General features: G+C 69.1%; 13 protein-coding genes. All 13 read left to right on the top strand.

What is annotated here, in order from left to right; all coding sequences use genetic code 11:
* Positions 1 to 33: 33 nt before the first annotated feature.
* The 13 genes from priA (at position 34) to AC3B6C_RS21975 (ending at position 16,933) form a co-directional block, all read left to right on the top strand.
* The gene (gene priA, locus AC3B6C_RS22035; RefSeq protein WP_488374158.1) at positions 34 to 777 is read left to right on the top strand and encodes a bifunctional 1-(5-phosphoribosyl)-5-((5-phosphoribosylamino)methylideneamino)imidazole-4-carboxamide isomerase/phosphoribosylanthranilate isomerase PriA; all 744 of its coding nucleotides are present in this window, start codon (positions 34 to 36) and stop codon (positions 775 to 777) included.
* A complete protein-coding gene (locus AC3B6C_RS22030) occupies positions 777 to 1,598 on the top strand; it encodes an inositol monophosphatase family protein (protein WP_010842329.1) in 822 nt (273 codons plus the stop codon). Before priA ends, AC3B6C_RS22030 begins: the two co-directional genes overlap by 1 nt.
* A gap of 67 nt (positions 1,599 to 1,665) precedes the next feature.
* Positions 1,666 to 2,439, top strand: a complete 774-nt coding sequence (gene hisF / locus AC3B6C_RS22025; protein ID WP_010842330.1) for an imidazole glycerol phosphate synthase subunit HisF — start codon at positions 1,666 to 1,668, stop codon at positions 2,437 to 2,439.
* Between the two features lie 40 nt (positions 2,440 to 2,479).
* Positions 2,480 to 2,881 carry a phosphoribosyl-AMP cyclohydrolase gene (hisI, locus tag AC3B6C_RS22020; RefSeq protein WP_010842331.1) on the top strand — a complete coding sequence of 134 codons (402 nt, stop codon included), beginning with the start codon at positions 2,480 to 2,482 and terminating at the stop codon, positions 2,879 to 2,881.
* Between the two features lie 76 nt (positions 2,882 to 2,957).
* Complete coding sequence (locus AC3B6C_RS22015) at positions 2,958 to 3,137, top strand: tautomerase family protein (RefSeq protein ID WP_004021167.1); 180 nt, start codon at positions 2,958 to 2,960, stop codon at positions 3,135 to 3,137.
* Positions 3,134 to 4,708 carry an anthranilate synthase component I gene (locus tag AC3B6C_RS22010; protein ID WP_010842332.1) on the top strand — a complete coding sequence of 525 codons (1,575 nt, stop codon included), beginning with the start codon at positions 3,134 to 3,136 and terminating at the stop codon, positions 4,706 to 4,708. The genes AC3B6C_RS22015 and AC3B6C_RS22010 overlap by 4 nt, the downstream gene beginning before the upstream one ends.
* On the top strand, positions 4,705 to 5,493 hold the full coding sequence (locus AC3B6C_RS22005) for a TIGR02234 family membrane protein (protein ID WP_488374157.1): 789 nt from the start codon (positions 4,705 to 4,707) through the stop codon (positions 5,491 to 5,493). The genes AC3B6C_RS22010 and AC3B6C_RS22005 overlap by 4 nt, the downstream gene beginning before the upstream one ends.
* 163 nt (positions 5,494 to 5,656) lie before the next feature.
* Positions 5,657 to 6,475 (top strand): indole-3-glycerol phosphate synthase TrpC, encoded by an 819-nt coding sequence (trpC, locus tag AC3B6C_RS22000; RefSeq protein ID WP_010842334.1) that lies wholly within the window; start codon positions 5,657 to 5,659, stop codon positions 6,473 to 6,475.
* A 62-nt stretch (positions 6,476 to 6,537) separates the two neighbouring features.
* Positions 6,538 to 7,884, top strand: a complete 1,347-nt coding sequence (gene trpB / locus AC3B6C_RS21995) for a tryptophan synthase subunit beta (protein WP_488374156.1) — start codon at positions 6,538 to 6,540, stop codon at positions 7,882 to 7,884.
* Positions 7,881 to 8,690 (top strand): tryptophan synthase subunit alpha, encoded by an 810-nt coding sequence (trpA, locus tag AC3B6C_RS21990; protein WP_010842336.1) that lies wholly within the window; start codon positions 7,881 to 7,883, stop codon positions 8,688 to 8,690. Before trpB ends, trpA begins: the two co-directional genes overlap by 4 nt.
* An 80-nt stretch (positions 8,691 to 8,770) precedes the next feature.
* Positions 8,771 to 10,570 carry a prolipoprotein diacylglyceryl transferase gene (lgt, locus tag AC3B6C_RS21985; RefSeq protein WP_488374155.1) on the top strand — a complete coding sequence of 600 codons (1,800 nt, stop codon included), beginning with the start codon at positions 8,771 to 8,773 and terminating at the stop codon, positions 10,568 to 10,570.
* 293 nt (positions 10,571 to 10,863) lie between these two features.
* Positions 10,864 to 15,435, top strand: a complete 4,572-nt coding sequence (gene gltB / locus AC3B6C_RS21980) for a glutamate synthase large subunit (RefSeq protein ID WP_014927241.1) — start codon at positions 10,864 to 10,866, stop codon at positions 15,433 to 15,435.
* Complete coding sequence (locus AC3B6C_RS21975) at positions 15,428 to 16,933, top strand: glutamate synthase subunit beta (RefSeq protein ID WP_488374152.1); 1,506 nt, start codon at positions 15,428 to 15,430, stop codon at positions 16,931 to 16,933. Before gltB ends, AC3B6C_RS21975 begins: the two co-directional genes overlap by 8 nt.
* Positions 16,934 to 17,066 lie beyond the last annotated feature (133 nt).

Below are 17,066 nucleotides of genomic sequence, written 5' to 3'. Positions count from 1 at the left end.
GCTCGATCCAGAACAGACAGGACAGATTCACCCATGGGTAGCACCCTCGAACTCCTTCCCGCCGTCGACGTCGCCGACGGGCGGGCGGTCCGCCTGGTCCAGGGCGCGGCCGGCACCGAGACGTCCTACGGCTCGCCGCGCGATGCCGCGCTGGCGTGGCAGCGCGACGGCGCGGAGTGGATTCATCTCGTCGACCTCGACGCCGCCTTCGGCCGTGGCGACAACCGCGACCTGCTGGCCGGCGTGGTCGGCGAACTCGAGGTGAAGGTCGAGTTGTCCGGCGGCATCCGCGACGACGATTCGCTGGCGGCCGCCCTCGCGACCGGGTGCACCCGCGTGAACCTCGGCACCGCTGCCCTGGAGAACCCGGAGTGGTGTGCCCGCGCGATCGCCGAGCACGGCGACCGCATCGCGGTCGGTCTGGACGTCATCCGCGACGGCGGGTCCTACCGCCTGCGCGGACGCGGCTGGGTCACCGACGGAGGCGATCTGTGGGAGGTCCTCGAGCGACTGAACCGCGACGGGTGCGCGCGGTACGTGGTCACCGACGTGTCCAAGGACGGGACGCTGCAGGGTCCGAACCTCGACCTGCTCGCCGAGGTCGCCGCGGCCACCGACGCCCCGATCGTCGCCTCGGGTGGGGTCTCGGCCATCGACGATCTGGTCGCGATCGCCGGCCTCACCGGCAAGGGTGTGGAGGGCGCCATCGTCGGCAAGGCGCTCTACGCCGGGCGCTTCACCTTGCCGGAGGCGCTGGCCGCGGTCGCCGGGGTCTGATGAGCGCGGCGGACACCTCCCTCGACCTGCCCCGGCTGCTCGACATCGCCGGGTCGATCCTCGACGCCTCCGTCGAGCGGTTCGTCGACGGTCAGGGCGCGCCGAGCGCTATCAACAAGGGTGGCACCGACTTCGCCACCCAGATCGATCTGGACCTCGAACGCCACATCGGGGCCGAGCTCGCCGACCGCACCCAGATCCCGGTGCACGGCGAGGAGTTCGGCGGCGCCGATGTCGTGGACGGTCCGGTGTGGGTGCTCGACCCGATCGACGGCACCTTCAACTACTCCGCGGGGATGCCGCTCACCGGCATCCTCCTCGGTCTGGTCGTGGACGGTGAGGCCACCCTCGGAATGACCTGGTTGCCTCTCGTGGGACGTCGCTACGCCGCGCACGTCGACGGTCCGCTTCTGGTCGACGGCGAGCCCGTCCCGCCGGCCCCCGACATGGAGCTCGCCGAGGCCGCCATCGCTTTCGGTCCGTTCGACGCACGCGGCGGCGGCAGGTACCCGGGCACCCGCCGCGCCGACCTGCTTCGCGAACTGAGCACGCGAGCCGCCCGGATCCGGATGACGGGTTCCACGGGTGTCGACATGGCGTTCACCGCGGCCGGCGTGTTCGGCGGGGCGATCGCATTCGGCAGGCACCCCTGGGACAACGCCGCGGGAGCGGCCCTGGTCCGCGCCGCCGGCGGCGTCGCGACCGACATCGCGGGCCGTCCGTGGACCGTGGCGTCGCCGTCGCTCGTCGCGGGTACGCCGACCGTGCATGCCGGGCTGATGCGTGTCATCGGCGACACGGTCCGGGAATGGTCGGCATGACGGCGCCGGGAACCGTCTTGACGACGTCTGTGAGTACCGAAGCCACCACCCCGAAGGAGACCCGACGATGACGCTGGCGACCCGGGTCATCCCATGCCTCGACGTCGATGACGGCCGCGTGGTCAAGGGCGTCAACTTCGCCAACCTGCGCGATGCCGGCGACCCGGTCGAACTGGCCGAACGCTACGACCGCGAAGGCGCGGACGAGTTGACCTTCCTCGACGTCACCGCGTCGAGCTCAGGACGTTCGACGATGATCGACGTCGTCAAGCGCACCGCCGACCAGGTGTTCATCCCGCTGACCGTCGGCGGTGGCATCCGGACCGTCGACGACGTCGACACGATGCTGCGCGCCGGGGCCGACAAGGTCAGCGTCAACACCGCGGCCATCGCCCGCCCGGATGTGCTCGCCGAGATGAGCCGGCGGTTCGGATCGCAGTGCATCGTGCTGTCGGTGGACGCGCGGACCGTGCCGGAGGGGTCGGAGCCCACGCCCTCGGGCTGGGAGGTCACCACGCACGGCGGCCGCAAGGGCACCGGTATCGACGCGGTCGAGTGGGCGGTCCGCGGCCAGGACCTCGGTGTCGGCGAGATCCTCCTCAACTCGATGGACGCCGACGGAACCAAGCAGGGCTTCGATCTGCGCATGCTGACGGCCGTGCGCGCCGCGGTGTCGGTGCCGGTCATCGCCAGTGGCGGCGCCGGACGCATCGACGACTTCGCCCCGGCCGTGCAGGCGGGCGCCGACGCTGTCCTCGCGGCCTCGGTCTTCCACTTCGGCGAACTCACCGTCGCCGAGGTGAAGGCGGCCATGCGCGACGCCGGGATCATCGTCCGATGAGGCGCCGCGCCCGTTCCCGCACCGATCAGGAAGGTCGCTGATGGCACTCGATCCCGATCTCGCCGCACGCCTCAAACGCAACGCCGACGGCCTGTTCACCGCGGTCGCCCAGGAACGCAGCACCGGCACGGTGCTGATGGTGGCCTGGATGGACGACGTCGCTCTCGAGCGCACGCTGTCCACCCGGAAGGGGACCTACTACTCCCGGTCACGCCAGGAGTACTGGGTGAAGGGGGAGACCAGCGGGCACACGCAGTACGTGCACGACGCCCGGCTCGACTGCGACGGGGACACCGTGCTGCTGGTCGTCGACCAGGTCGGCGCGGCCTGCCACACCGGCAATCACAGTTGCTTCGACACCGAGTCGCTGACCTTCGGGATCGACGCGGCGCCGGGTTCCGGGGCCGACGCCGGGCGGGGCTCGCCGGGCACAGCAGAATAGAAGTCCAGACGCGAGTCCCGGGGGAGACCTCCCGGGTGCTCGTCACAGCTCGAGACCTTCGAAAGGCGGTGCGTCCATGCCCCTCATCCAGATCTCGCAGACGCCGGGACTGTCCGATCGCGTGAAACGCGAGACGATTGCCGCGGTCACCGAGGCCTACGCCAAGGCGACCGGCAAGAACCCCGACTCGGTCTGGGTGACGATCACGGAGGTGCCGCGCAATCAGTGGGGCGTCGGCGGCGAGCCGCTCGGATGACCGCCACCACCGGCGGCGCGGCCGCCACCACCACCCTTCCGGAGTTCCTCGATCTCGCGCGTGATCACCGCGTCGTGCCGGTGACGCGCAAGGTCCTGGCGGACTCCGAGACACCGCTGTCGGCCTACCGCAAGCTCGCGGGTGACCGTCCGGGAACCTTCTTGCTGGAGTCCGCCGAGAACGGGCGATCGTGGTCCCGCTGGTCGTTCATCGGCGCCGGCGCGCCGTCGGCCCTGACCGTCGTCGACGGGCAGGCGCACTGGTGGGGTTCGGTGCCCGTCGGCGCTCCCGAGGGCGGCGACGCGCTCGAGGTGCTGGCGGAGTCGCTGCGCCTTCTGCAGACCGACCCGCTGCCCGGGATGCCGCCGCTGACCGGTGGGTTCGTCGGGTTCATGGCCTACGACATGGTCCGGCGGCTGGAACGTCTTCCCGAGACCACGGTCGACGACCTCGGCCTCCCCGACATGATGATGGTGCTGGCCACCGACCTCGCCGCGGTCGATCACCACGAGGGCACGATCACCCTCATCGCGAACGCGGTCAACTGGGACGGCTCCGATGACCGGGTGGAGCACGCCTACGCCGACGCCCTCGCCCGGCTCGATCGGATGACCGAGGCACTCGCCGCACCCGCGCCGTCGACGGTGTCGACCTTCGACCGCCCGCGCCCGGAGTTCTCCGCCCAGCGGTCCCTCGCGGAGTACAGCGAGATCGTCACCGACCTGGTCGGCGAGATCGAGGCCGGTGAGGCCTTCCAGGTCGTGCCGTCGATGCGCTTCGAGATGGACTCCGACGCCGACCCGCTCGACGTCTATCGCGTCCTGCGCGCGTCGAACCCGAGTCCGTACATGTACCTGCTGCGTATGCCCGGCACCGAGGAACACAGCGACACGGGCTCGCCCGATGCCATCGCCCGCAAGCCGTTCACCATCGTCGGCAGCAGCCCCGAGGCACTGGTCACCGTGGCCGACGGGGTTGCGACCACCCACCCGATCGCGGGGACGCGCTGGCGCGGCGCGACCGAGGAGGAAGACCAGCTGCTCGGCAAGGGCCTCATCGAGGACGAGAAGGAGAACGCCGAACACCTGATGCTGGTGGACCTCGGACGCAACGACCTCGGACGCGTCTGCGTGCCCGGCACGGTCAAGGTCAGCGACTACCGGCACATCGAGCGGTACAGCCACGTCATGCACCTCGTCTCGACCGTGTCGGGGACCCTCCGCGACGACAAACACGCCCTCGACGCCGTGACGGCCTGTTTCCCGGCCGGAACCCTCACCGGGGCACCGAAGGTGCGGGCCATGGAACTCATCGACGAACACGAGATGACCCGTCGTGGGCTCTACGGCGGGATCGTCGGCTACATCGACTTCGCCGGCAATGCCGACACCGCCATCGCCATCCGCACGGCACTGCTCGCGCGCGGCAAGGCGTTCGTCCAGGCCGGCGGCGGTGTGGTGGCCGACAGCGAGCCCGAGTACGAATACAACGAGGCGCGCAACAAGGCCACCGCGGTGCTCAACGCGGTCGCCGCCGCCTCGACGATGCGACGGGTGGGTGAGACCTCATGACCTCTGCCGAGCCAGGTGCCGGAGCAGGGCCCGACGCCGAGGCGTTGCGCCGCAAGTCCGTCCGCCGACTGCAGGTCCTCGCGGCCGTGCTGATGGCGGCCGCAGCGGCTGCGTTCTGGGGTGCGAGCCGGTTGACCTGGGCCACCGTCTCCGCCGAGGACGGGTTGTCCCCGCAGCGCGCGTTCGAGGTCAACGGCGGGGACTGGAGTCCGTGGCTCACCCCGCTCGCACTGGTCTATCTGGCGGGCATCGCCGCGGCGCTGTCGGTGCGCGGCTGGGCGCTTCGCGTCGTCGCGATCCTCGTCGCCGTCGGCGGGGTGCTGGCCGCCTTCCCGGCGATCTCGCTGATCACCGGCGGCGCCGACTCGAACTATGCGGCAGATGCCGGCAGCATTCCCGATCGCTATGTCGTGCTCTACGTCGACACCAACCCCCTCGCCGCACTCGTCGTCCTCCTCGGCACCCTGTGCGCGGTGGGCGCGGCGGTCGCGCTGCTGCGCGTCGCGAAGGGGGCGACCAGGTCGTCGAAGTACACGACCCCGGCGGCACGGCGCGAGGAGATCGAGACCCAGATCTTCGCCGACTACGAGCGCCGCAAGGCCGCCCAGACGGAGACCGGAACCCCCGCATCCGAGACGACGACCGGCGGGTCCGGCAAGCCGGGGGCCGCGGACGACACCGACTCGCCGGACCCGACGGCGCCGGGCGCGAACGAGCGCATGATGTGGGACGCGCTCGACACCGGCATCGACCCGACCGACCCCACCGATCCCGACCGACGCTGAGCCACGCGCGGATGCCGGGGTGTGCGAACTCACTGCCCGAGCCGCGACATGGCCGCGCACCCGTCGGCGCGACGAGGTCACAGATCGGCCAACCCGGCCGCAACCGGCCGCAACGGCCCGTCTACCCTGAGAACACACCTCGAGCGGAAGGGAGCAAGTCGCTGTGAGCGTGCCCAACGTTCTCGAATCGATCATCGAGGGAGTGAAAGCCGACGTCGCGGCTCGCGAGGCCGTGGTCGACTTCGCGTCGGTCAAGGCGGCCTCGGCCAAGGCTCCCGCACCCAAGGATGCACTGGCCGCCCTGCGCCAGCCCGGAATCGGCGTCATCGCCGAGGTCAAGCGCGCGAGCCCGTCGAAGGGTGAGCTCGCCAGCATCGGTGATCCCGCCGAACTCGCCCGCGCCTACGAAGAGGGCGGTGCGCGCATCATCAGCGTGCTCACCGAGGAACGACGGTTCCGCGGTTCACTCGCCGACCTCGACGCCGTTCGCGCCGCCGTGAACATCCCGGTGCTGCGCAAGGACTTCATCGTCGGCACCTACCAGATCCACGAGGCCCGCGCCCACGGGGCGGACGTCATCCTGCTGATCGTGGCCGCTCTCGAGCAGAACGTGCTCGCCTCGCTCCTCGACCGCACCGAGAGCCTCGGCATGACCGCGCTCGTCGAGGTGCACACCGAGGAGGAGGCCGACCGTGCCCTCGAGGCCGGCGCCTCGGTCGTCGGCGTCAACGCGCGCAACCTCAAGACCCTCCAGGTCGAGCGCGACACCTTCTCCCGCATCGCACCCGGTCTGCCGACCGAGACCATCCGCATCGCCGAGTCGGGTGTGCGCGGTACCGCCGATCTGCTGGCCTACGCCGGTGCCGGTGCCGATGCCGTACTCGTCGGCGAAGGTCTCGTCACCAGTGGTGACCCGCGTGCCGCGGTCCGTGAGCTCGTCACCGCGGGTACTCACCCGTCGTGCCCGAAACCTGTTCGCTGACAACGCGTCCGGGCCGGTCTCGGTCCGCGTGATCCTGTCGGCCCGATCGTCTGTGAGATGAAGTGACCGCGCATCCTGATTCCGCCCACACCGATGTCACCGGGGCCACCCCGCTGCCCACCGCGAGTGTCGGGCTGACCACACGCACCTCCGTGGAACCCGATGAGCAGGGACATTTCGGCGTCTACGGCGGGCGCCACGTCCCCGAGGCGCTCATGGCCGTCATCGACGAGGTCACCACGACCTTCCAGAAGGTCCGCGCCGACGACGATTTCCTCGCCGAGCTCGACCGTCTGCAGCGCGACTACGCCGGCCGCCCGTCCCCGATGTACGAAGCGAAGCGGTTGTCCGAGTTCGCCGGTGGGGCGCGCATCTTCCTCAAGCGCGAGGACCTCAACCACACGGGCTCCCACAAGATCAACAACGTTCTCGGACAAGCACTCCTGGCCCAGCGGATGGGCAAGCACCGCATCATCGCCGAGACCGGCGCCGGCCAGCACGGGGTCGCCACCGCCACGGCCTGCGCGCTCCTCGGCCTCGAGTGCGTGATCTACATGGGCCGGGTCGACACCGACCGCCAAGCGCTCAACGTCGCCCGCATGCGTCTCCTCGGTGCGGAGGTGATCGCCGTCGACAACGGCTCGGCGACGCTGAAGGACGCGATCAACGAGGCCATGCGTGACTGGGTCACCAATGCGCACAACACGTATTACTGCTTCGGCACCGCCGCCGGACCGCACCCGTTCCCGGTGATGGTCCGCGATCTGCAGCGCATCGTCGGGCTCGAGGCGCGCGTCCAGATCCTGGACAAGGCCGGGCGACTGCCCGACGCGGTGACCGCTTGCGTCGGTGGCGGTTCCAACGCGATCGGCATCTTCCACCCGTTCATCGACGACGAGGGTGTGCGGCTCGTCGGATTCGAGGCCGCCGGCGACGGCGTCGAGACCGGCCGGCACGCCGCGACCTTCACCGGCGGGACGCCCGGCGCGTTCCAGGGCGCGTACTCCTACCTGTTGCAGGACGACGACGGCCAGACCATCGAATCGCATTCGATCTCAGCGGGTCTGGACTATCCGGGCGTCGGGCCGGAGCATGCGTACCTCAAGGACACCGGGCGTGCGGAGTACCGGCCGATCACCGACACCGAGGCGATGGACGCGCTCGCCCTGCTCAGCCGCCGCGAGGGGATCATCCCCGCCGTCGAGTCGGCGCATGCGGTCGCCGGCGCCCTGAAGCTCGGGCAGGAGCTGGGTGAGGGCGCGATCATCGTGGTCAGCCTGTCCGGTCGTGGCGACAAGGACGTCGACACCGCCGCACGCTGGTTCGGATTGTTCGACACCCCGCCCTCGCAGGACGAGGCCACCCTCTCGGCATCGGCCGACGTCCAGAAGCCCGGAGAGCAGGCATGAGCACCCAGTCGATCCCGTCCAAACTCGGCCCCGTGTTCGCCCGCTGCCGGGAGGAGGGCCGCAGTGCGCTGATCGGTTACCTCCCGGTCGGTTTCCCGACCGTCGAGGAGTCGCTCACGTCGTTCCGGACGATGGTCGACGCCGGATGCGACATCATCGAGGTCGGGGTGCCCTACTCGGACCCGGTGATGGACGGCCCGACGATCCAGGATGCCGCCGACCTGGCCCTGACCAACGGTGTCCGCGTCCGTGATGTGTTCACCGCGGTCGAGGCCATCACCTCCGCCGGTGGCAACGCGGTGGTCATGAGCTACTGGAATCCGGTGCTCAAGTACGGGGTCGAGAACTTCGCCCGCGATCTGGCCGCGGCCGGCGGCGCGGGTCTGATCACCCCCAACCTGATCCCCGAAGAAGGGGCGCAGTGGCACGAGGCGGCCGACCGGCACGGTCTCGATCGCATCTATCTGGTCGCGCCGTCGTCGACGACCGAGCGGATCGCCCTCACCGTCGACGCCTCCCGCGGGTTTGTCTACGCGGCGTCCACGATGGGTGTGACCGGTGCGCGAGATGCGGTGTCGGACATGGCCCCCGAGCTGTGCGCACGGGTTCGCGAGTACTCCGACATCCCGATCGGCGTCGGGCTCGGCGTTCGCAACCGTGAGCAGGCTGCGCAGATCGCGTCGTACGCCGACGGAGTCATCGTGGGATCGGCACTGGTGACCGCGGCGAACGCAGGGCAGGATCGGCTGGCCTCGCTGGTCTCCGAACTGGCCGAGGGTGTCCGCTCGCGCCGGGCATCGGTCTGACCCGAGCGCACTGTTCTTATCGTCACGGCGGCTTCCGGTCGAGGCGGGGAGCGCCGCGGCCGGTCGGCTAGGGTGGCAGCGTGATCGCGCCGACCTCGACGATGATGGCCTACCTCCCCAGTCCGCCCCAGGGCGTGTGGGACATCGGACCGTTTCCGCTCCGTGCGTACGCACTGTGCATCATCGTCGGCATCATCGTCGCCGTCTGGTGGGGCAACCGCCGGTGGATGGCGCGTGGTGGACAAGACGGCGAGGTTCTCGACGTCGCGATCTGGGCCGTGCCGTTCGGCCTCATCGGTGGTCGGCTGTATCACGTCATCACCGACTGGAAGACGTACTTCGGTGCCGATGCCCTGAAGGAGCCGATCGAGGCCCTGAAGATCTGGGACGGCGGTCTCGGTATCTGGGGTGCGGTCGCGCTCGGCGCGGTCGGTGCGTGGATCGGCGCTCGTCGCCGCGGTATCCGCCTGCCCGCCTTCGGTGACGCCATCGCGCCGCCGATCTTGTTGGCGCAGGCCATCGGTCGTCTCGGCAACTACTTCAACCAGGAGCTCTACGGCCGCGAGACCACACTCCCCTGGGGCCTGGAGATCTACGAACGCGAGAACGCCGCCGGGTACTCCGATCCCGGGCTGATCGACGGCGTCTCCAACGGCGTCGTGGTCGCGGTGGTCCACCCGACCTTCCTCTACGAGCTGCTGTGGAACGTGCTCATCGTCGTCCTGCTGGTGGTCGTCGACCGGTACTTCCGCATCGGGCACGGCCGACTGTTCGCGCTCTACGTCGCGGGCTACTGCCTGGGCCGGTTCTTCGTGGAGCTGCTCCGCGACGACCGGGCAGCCGTCGCCAATGACATCGCGGGCATCCGGCCGAACCTCTTCACCGCGGCGCTGGTGTTCCTCGCCGCCGTCATCTACTTCGTCCTCGCGCCCAAGGGCCGCGAGCAGGGTCTGGAGATGTACCACGACGACCGTGCCGCCGAGCTCGCGGAACAGGGCGTCGCCGGGTACGTCGACGACTGGTACGACGAGGACCTCGAGCCCGAGACGACGTCGGCGGTCGCCGCCGGCGGGGTGGCGACGGGCGCGACGGCATCGTCCCTGTTCGACGCCGACGACCCCGACCGAACGTCGCCGGATCCCGAGGTCGCCGAGGGCGACGACACCGATGAGAGCGGAGACGCGCCTGTCACCGCGGCGACACCGGGACAGACCGAGGCCGCAGCGCAGACCGAGACCGACGCCGAAGCGGACGCGCCGGTACCGCAGGCTGAGGCCGACGACGACTCCAGTGACGAGGGAGCTCTCACCAGCGGCGTGATCGACCCAGAAGCCGTCGACCCAGAAGCCGACGACCCAGAAGCCGACGACCCAGAAGCCGTCGACCCAGAAGCCGACGACCCAGAAGCCGGCGACGCGGAACCCGACGATCCTGAAGGCGTCGATCCGGGAGCCGACGACGCGGAAGCCGTCGATCCGGGAGCCGACGATCCAGAAACCGTCGATCCAGAAACCGTCGATCCGGGAGCCGTCGACCCAGAACCCGTCGACCCAGAAGCCGACGATCCGGAGGCCATCGATACGGAAGCCAGCGGTCCGGAAGCCGTCGATCCGGAAACCGGCGGTTCAGAAACCACCGAGCCGGACGATCCTGTGGACGTGACACCGACCGAGCAGCTCGCCGCAGAGCCGGAGTCGGAGACATCCGCGGACACCGCGTCCCACCCGACGGATGATTCCGTCGCCGACGAGGCCGCGGAGTCGCCGACTCCCGACACCGACGACCCGTCCGACACCGACGACACGACCGACACCGACGACACGACAGATCCCGACGACACGACAGACCCGGATCCCGATTCCACCGGGGACAAGTCCTGAGCGTCCGGTCGGTGTCACCGGCTGATCAGGGTGCTCGTCGCCGCGGTCACCGGCGTCACAGGTCTCGGCCGACGACGGCCGCCGGGGTGTTCGGATAGGATCGGATCTCACGGTGTGCGATCCCTCCGCCCCGGTACCGACAGTTCCAGAGCCCGTGACCGCTCAACGGTTCTGACTCAGCCCGGTACCGATCTCGGCACGGTCATTCGTACGCCGCGCAATGCTCCACGGGCCAATGCTGTCCCATTGGACACTCAGCAGCGAACCGTTCGCCGGTTCGAGTGGAGGTAGTGATGCTGTTTTCTGCGCTCCCGGCCAAGCAGGGTCTGTACGACCCGGAGGCCGAGGTCGACTCGTGTGGCGTGGCCATGGTCACCGACATCCACGGTCGCCGTTCGCATTCGATCGTCGCCGACGGACTGCTGGCCCTGGAGAACCTCGAGCATCGAGGTGCGGCCGGAGCAGAGACCAACAGCGGCGACGGCGCGGGAATCCTGATCCAGCTCCCCGACGAGTTGCTGCGCGCCACCGTCGACTTCGACCTTCCCGAGCCCGCCGCGGACGGGTCGAACAGCTACGCCGCGGGTACCTGCTTCCTGCCCATGGACCCCGACCTCCGTCGGGCCGCGATGGAGCGGGTCGAGGCGCTCGCCGCCGACGAGGGCATCACCGTCCTCGGCTGGCGCGATCTCCCGGTCGACCACGAACACGCCGACGTCGGCGGGACCGCCGTCGCGTGCATGCCGTACATGATGCAGCTGTTCGTCACCGTCGACCCGGCTCCCGGCGCCGAACGAATCGCCGGGGTGACCCTCGACCGCTACATCTACCCGTTCCGCAAGCAGGCCGAGCGCGTGACGCCGGAGATCGAGGAGGCGGGTACCGGCCTGTACTTCCCGTCGCTGTCGAGCCGCACGATGGTCTACAAGGGCATGCTCACCACGATGCAGCTGCCGCTGTACTACGAGGACCTGCGAGATGACCGCTGCCTCAGCGCGATCGCGATCGTCCACTCGCGTTTCTCCACCAACACCTTCCCGTCGTGGCCGCTCGCGCACCCGTTCCGGTTCGTGGCGCACAACGGCGAGATCAACACCGTGCGGGGCAACCGGAACCGGATGCGCGCCCGCGAGGCGCTCCTCGAGACCGACCTGATCCCGGGAGACCTCAAGCGCGCGTTCCCGATCTGCACCCCGGAGGCCTCCGACTCGGCGTCGCTCGACGAGGTCCTCGAACTCCTGCACCTCGGCGGTCGCGACGTCCACCACGCGGTGATGATGATGGTGCCCGAGGCGTGGGAGAACGTCCCCGACATGGACCCCCGTCGCCGGGCGTTCCTGCAGTTCAACGCCTCGCTGATGGAGGCGTGGGACGGGCCGGCCTGCGTGACGTTCACCGATGGCACGGTCGTCGGCGCGGTCCTCGACCGCAACGGCCTGCGCCCCGGCCGGTGGTGGCAGACGCGCGACGGCCGGGTCATCCTCGCCTCCGAGTCCGGTGTGCTCGACGTCTCGGTGGACGACGTGATCAGCAAGGGTCGCCTGGAACCCGGCCGCATGTTCCTCGTAGACACCGCTCAGGGCCGGATCATCCCGGACGAGGAGCTCAAGGGTGAGCTGATGAACGCCGAGGCGTACGGCGAGTGGCTGCATGCCGGTCTGCTCGACATCGCGACGCTGCCCGACCGGCCCGTCTTCCAGCCCAACCACGACACCGTGGTCCGCCGCCAGATCTCCTTCGGCTACACCGAGGAAGACCTGCGTGTACTCCTGACCCCGATGGCGGCGTCGGGCTACGAACCGCTCGGGTCGATGGGCACCGACACCCCGGTTGCCGTCCTGTCGCAGCGTTCACGTCTGCTCTACGACTACTTCGTCGAACTGTTCGCCCAGGTCACCAACCCGCCGCTGGATGCCATCCGCGAGGAGATCGTCACGTCGATGAGTCGCGTGATGGGCCCGGAGCAGAACCTGCTCCGCCCGACCGCGGCGTCGTGCCGGCAGATCATGGTGCACTGGCCGGTGCTGGACAACGCCGAGCTGGCCAAGCTCGTCCACATCAACGACGACGGCGACAACCCCGGTCTGTCGGCAAAGGTGCTCCGCGCGCTGTACGAGGTGTCCGAGGGCGGTGCGGGTCTCGCTGCGGCACTCGAGGATCTGCGCCTGCGGGCCAGTCAGGCGATCGCCGAGGGACACACCACCCTGGTGATCTCCGATCGGCTGACCGATTCCGATCACGCGCCCATCCCGTCGCTGCTGGCCACCTCGGCCGTGCACCATCACCTGGTCCGCACCAAGGAGCGGACGCGGGTCGCGCTGGTGGTGGAGTCCGGCGACGCCCGCGAGGTCCACCACATCGCCACCCTCATCGGTTTCGGCGCGGCCGCGGTCAATCCGTACCTGGCGCTGGAGACGATCGAGGACCTGATCGCCGAGGGTGAGCTCACCGGTGTCACGCGTGCCAAGGCGATCGGCAACTATCTGGAGGCGCTGGGCAAGGGCGTGCTGAAGGTGATGAGCAAGATGGGGATCTCGACCATCAGCTCCTACACCGCCGCACAGGCTTTCGAGGCCGTGGGGTTGTCCTCGGAGGTGGTGCGCGAGTACTTCACCCGCACGGTGTCGCGCATCGAGGGCGTCGGACTCGACGAACTGGCCGAGGAGGTGCGGATCCGCCACCACCGCGCCTTCCCGGAGAACCCCACCGAGCAGGTCTACCGTCGGCTCGAGGTCGGTGGCGAGTACCAGTACCGCCGGGAGGGTGAGCTGCACCTGTTCTCGCCCGAGACCATCTTCCTGCTGCAGCACGCCACCAAGACCGGCCGGGCCGAGATCTTCCGCAAGTACTCCGACGAGGTCGACCGGCTCTCGCGCGAGGGCGGTACCCTCCGCGGCCTGTTCGACTTCGATCTCGACGCGCGCGAACCGGTCCCGCTCGAGGAGGTGGAGCCGGTCGAGGCGATCATGAAGCGGTTCAACACCGGCGCGATGAGCTATGGGTCGATCTCCGCGGAGGCCCACGAGACCATCGCGATGGCGATGAACAGGATCGGCGGTCGCTCGAACTCGGGGGAGGGCGGCGAGGACGTCGAGCGTCTCTACGATCCCGAGCGCCGCAGCGCGGTGAAGCAGGTCGCGTCCGGGCGGTTCGGCGTCACGAGCGACTATCTGATCAACGCCACCGACATCCAGATCAAGATGGCGCAGGGAGCCAAACCCGGTGAGGGCGGTCAGCTCCCGGCCTACAAGGTGTATCCCTGGATCGCCAAGACCCGGCACTCGACGCCGGGTGTCGCGTTGATCTCACCGCCGCCGCATCACGACATCTACTCGATCGAGGATCTCGCGCAGCTGATCCACGACCTGAAGAACGCGAACTCGCAGGCGCGCATCCACGTGAAGCTCGTCAGCGCGGTCGGCGTGGGCACGGTTGCAACAGGGGTGTCGAAGGCGCACGCCGACGTCGTCCTCATCTCCGGGCACGACGGCGGGACCGGGGCATCGCCCCTGACCTCCCTCAAACACGCCGGCACGCCATGGGAGATCGGCCTCGCCGACGCCCAGCAGACCTTGATGCTGAACGGCCTGCGCGACCGCATCACGGTGCAGTGCGACGGAGCGCTGCGTACCGGACGCGACGTGATCACCGCGGCCCTGCTCGGAGCGGAGGAGTACGGATTCTCCACGGCTCCGCTGATCGTGGCCGGATGCATCATGATGCGCGTCTGTCACCTGGACACGTGCCCCGTCGGCGTCGCGACGCAGAACCCGCAGCTGCGCTCACGCTTCACCGGGCAGGTCGACCACCTGGTCAACTTCTTCCGATTCATCGCCGAAGACGTTCGGGAACATTTGGCGCGGTTGGGTTATCGCACCCTCGACGAGGCCATCGGGCAATCCCAGCGGCTGCACACCGACACCGCGGTCGCGCATTGGAAGTCCAAGGGACTCGACCTCAGTCCGATCTTCCGCAAGGTCGAGGACAAGGGACCGACTCGTCGGGTGCGGGGTCAGGAACACGGCCTCGACCGGGCGCTCGACCAGACCCTGATCCAGCTCGCCGAGGGTGCGCTCGAGGACGCGCACCCGGTGACGCTGGAACTGCCGGTGCGCAACGTGAACCGGACGGTCGGAACCCTCCTGGGTTCCGAGGTGACGCGCCGGTACGGCGCGGACGGACTCGCCGAGGACACGATCACGGTCAAACTCGAGGGTTCGGCCGGGCAGTCGCTCGGTGCGTTCCTCCCGCCCGGCGTGACGATCCGGTTGACCGGTGACACCAACGACTACGTCGGAAAGGGGTTGTGCGGAGGCAAGATCGTCGTCACCCCCGATCCCGACTCGTTGTTCGTCGCCGAGGATCAGGTGATCGCGGGCAACACCATCCTCTACGGGGCCACCTCCGGTGAGGTGTACCTCAGAGGTCGTGTGGGCGAACGTTTCTCGGTGCGAAACTCGGGCGCCACGGCCGTCGTCGAGGGGGTGGGCGACCACGCCTGCGAGTACATGACCGGTGGCCGGGTGGTCGTTCTCGGACCGACCGGGCGCAACCTCGCCGCCGGCATGTCGGGTGGGATCGCGTTCGTCCACGATCTCGATCAGGCGAAGGTGAACATGGCCATGGTCGAACTGCTGCGTCCCGACCCGGAGGACCTCGCCTGGCTCAAGCGCACCATCGTCACACACACGGAACTGACCGGTTCCGCGATCGGCGCGTCGATCCTGGCCGACTGGCCTCGGCGCTGCCTGGCGTTCACCAAGGTGATGCCCACCGATTACAGACGTGTCCTCGACGCGGCCCGGATGGCCGAAGCCGAAGGGCGCGACGTCGATTCAGCGATCATGGAGGCGGCACGTGGCTGACCCGCGCGGATTCCTGGAAGTCCCGAAGAAAGAGGCGAAGTACCGTCCCGTCGCCGAACGCGTCCACGACTGGGACGACGTGTACGAGCACGCCGACAACCCGATCAAGGTCCTCGACGAGGTCAGCGCACAGGCCCGCCGGTGTATGGATTGCGGTATCCCGTTCTGCCACTCCGGAACCGCGGGGTGTCCGCTGGGCAACCTCATCCCCGAGTGGAACGACCTGGTCCGGCGCGGCCGGTGGGATGCGGCGAGCAGCAGGCTCCACGCGACCAACAACTTCCCGGAGTTCACCGGGATGGTTTGCCCGGCGCCGTGCGAGGCCGCCTGCGTGTTGTCGATCTCCGAACAGGCGACCGGCGGCAGTGTGACCATCAAGCGCATCGAGAAGACGATCGCGTACGAATCGTGGGCCGAAGGTGTCATCGGGCCCGAGCCGCCCGAGTCCACGACCGGTAAATCGGTCGGCGTCGTCGGCTCCGGTCCGGCGGGTCTCGCCGTGGCGCAACAACTCACCCGTGCCGGTCACGATGTGACCGTCTACGAGCGCGACGACCGCCTCGGCGGGCTGCTGCGCTACGGCATCCCCGAGTACAAGTTGCAGAAGTCCGACATCGACCGGCGCATCGCCCAGATGCGTGCGGAGGGAACGACGTTCGTGACCAACTGCGACGTGGGGACCGACCTGTCGGTCGAAGATCTGCGTTCGACCCACGACGCGGTGGTCCTGGCCATCGGTGCGATGGAGGCGCGGGACAACCCGGTGCCGGGCCGGGAACTGAACGGCATCCACCTTGCCATGGAGCATCTCGTACCCGCCAACAAGGAGTGCGAGGGGGACGGCCCGTCACCCATCACCGCGGCAGGCAAGCACGTCGTGATCATCGGCGGCGGCGACACGGGAGCCGACTGCCTGGGAACGGCACACCGTCAGGGTGCGGCCTCGGTCGTGCAGCTCGACTACAACCCGGAACTACCCGGCGAACGCGACGACGAACGGTCCCCGTGGCCGACCTGGCCGCTGATCATGCGGACCTCGAGCGCGCACGCCGAGGGCGGCGAACGGCTGCACCAGGTCGCGGTGCAACGATTCGAGGGTGACGACGACGGCAACGTCACGACGATGGTGCTCGCCGAGGTGGAGGTGAGACGGGACGCCCAGGGTCGCCGCGAGATCACGCCGGTCGGTGACGAGTTCGAGATCCCTTGTGAGTTGGCGCTTTTCGCGATCGGTTTTGCCGGTGTGCGCGGCGGCCGGCTGCTGTCCGATCTCGAGATCGAACCCAATCCGCGCGGTGTGATCTCGTGCGGAAGCGACTGGCAGACCGACGCCCCGGGCGTGTTCGTCTGCGGCGACGCCCACCGCGGCGCGTCGCTGGTGGTGTGGGCGATCGCGGAAGGCCGGTCGACCGCGCGTGCGGTGGACGAGTTCCTCGTCGGCGAATCGGATCTTCCCTCGCCGGTCCGTCCCGCGTCCCTGCCGTTGTCCGTGCGATGACAGGGGGCGATCGTCGCCGAACACGCGCGGCCGCAACAAGTTAAGTTAATTTCATACTCGGCGGTAGCGGGCCGCCACCAGCGGTAACAGCCGGTGGCGTCCCGATGACAAGTCGCTGCCGACATAGAGATGC

It is taken from the genome of Gordonia sp. 11cp (genome assembly GCF_057767225.1).
The sequence above is the reverse complement of the archived record's forward strand: the minus strand, read 5'-3'. Positions and strand labels throughout refer to the sequence as shown.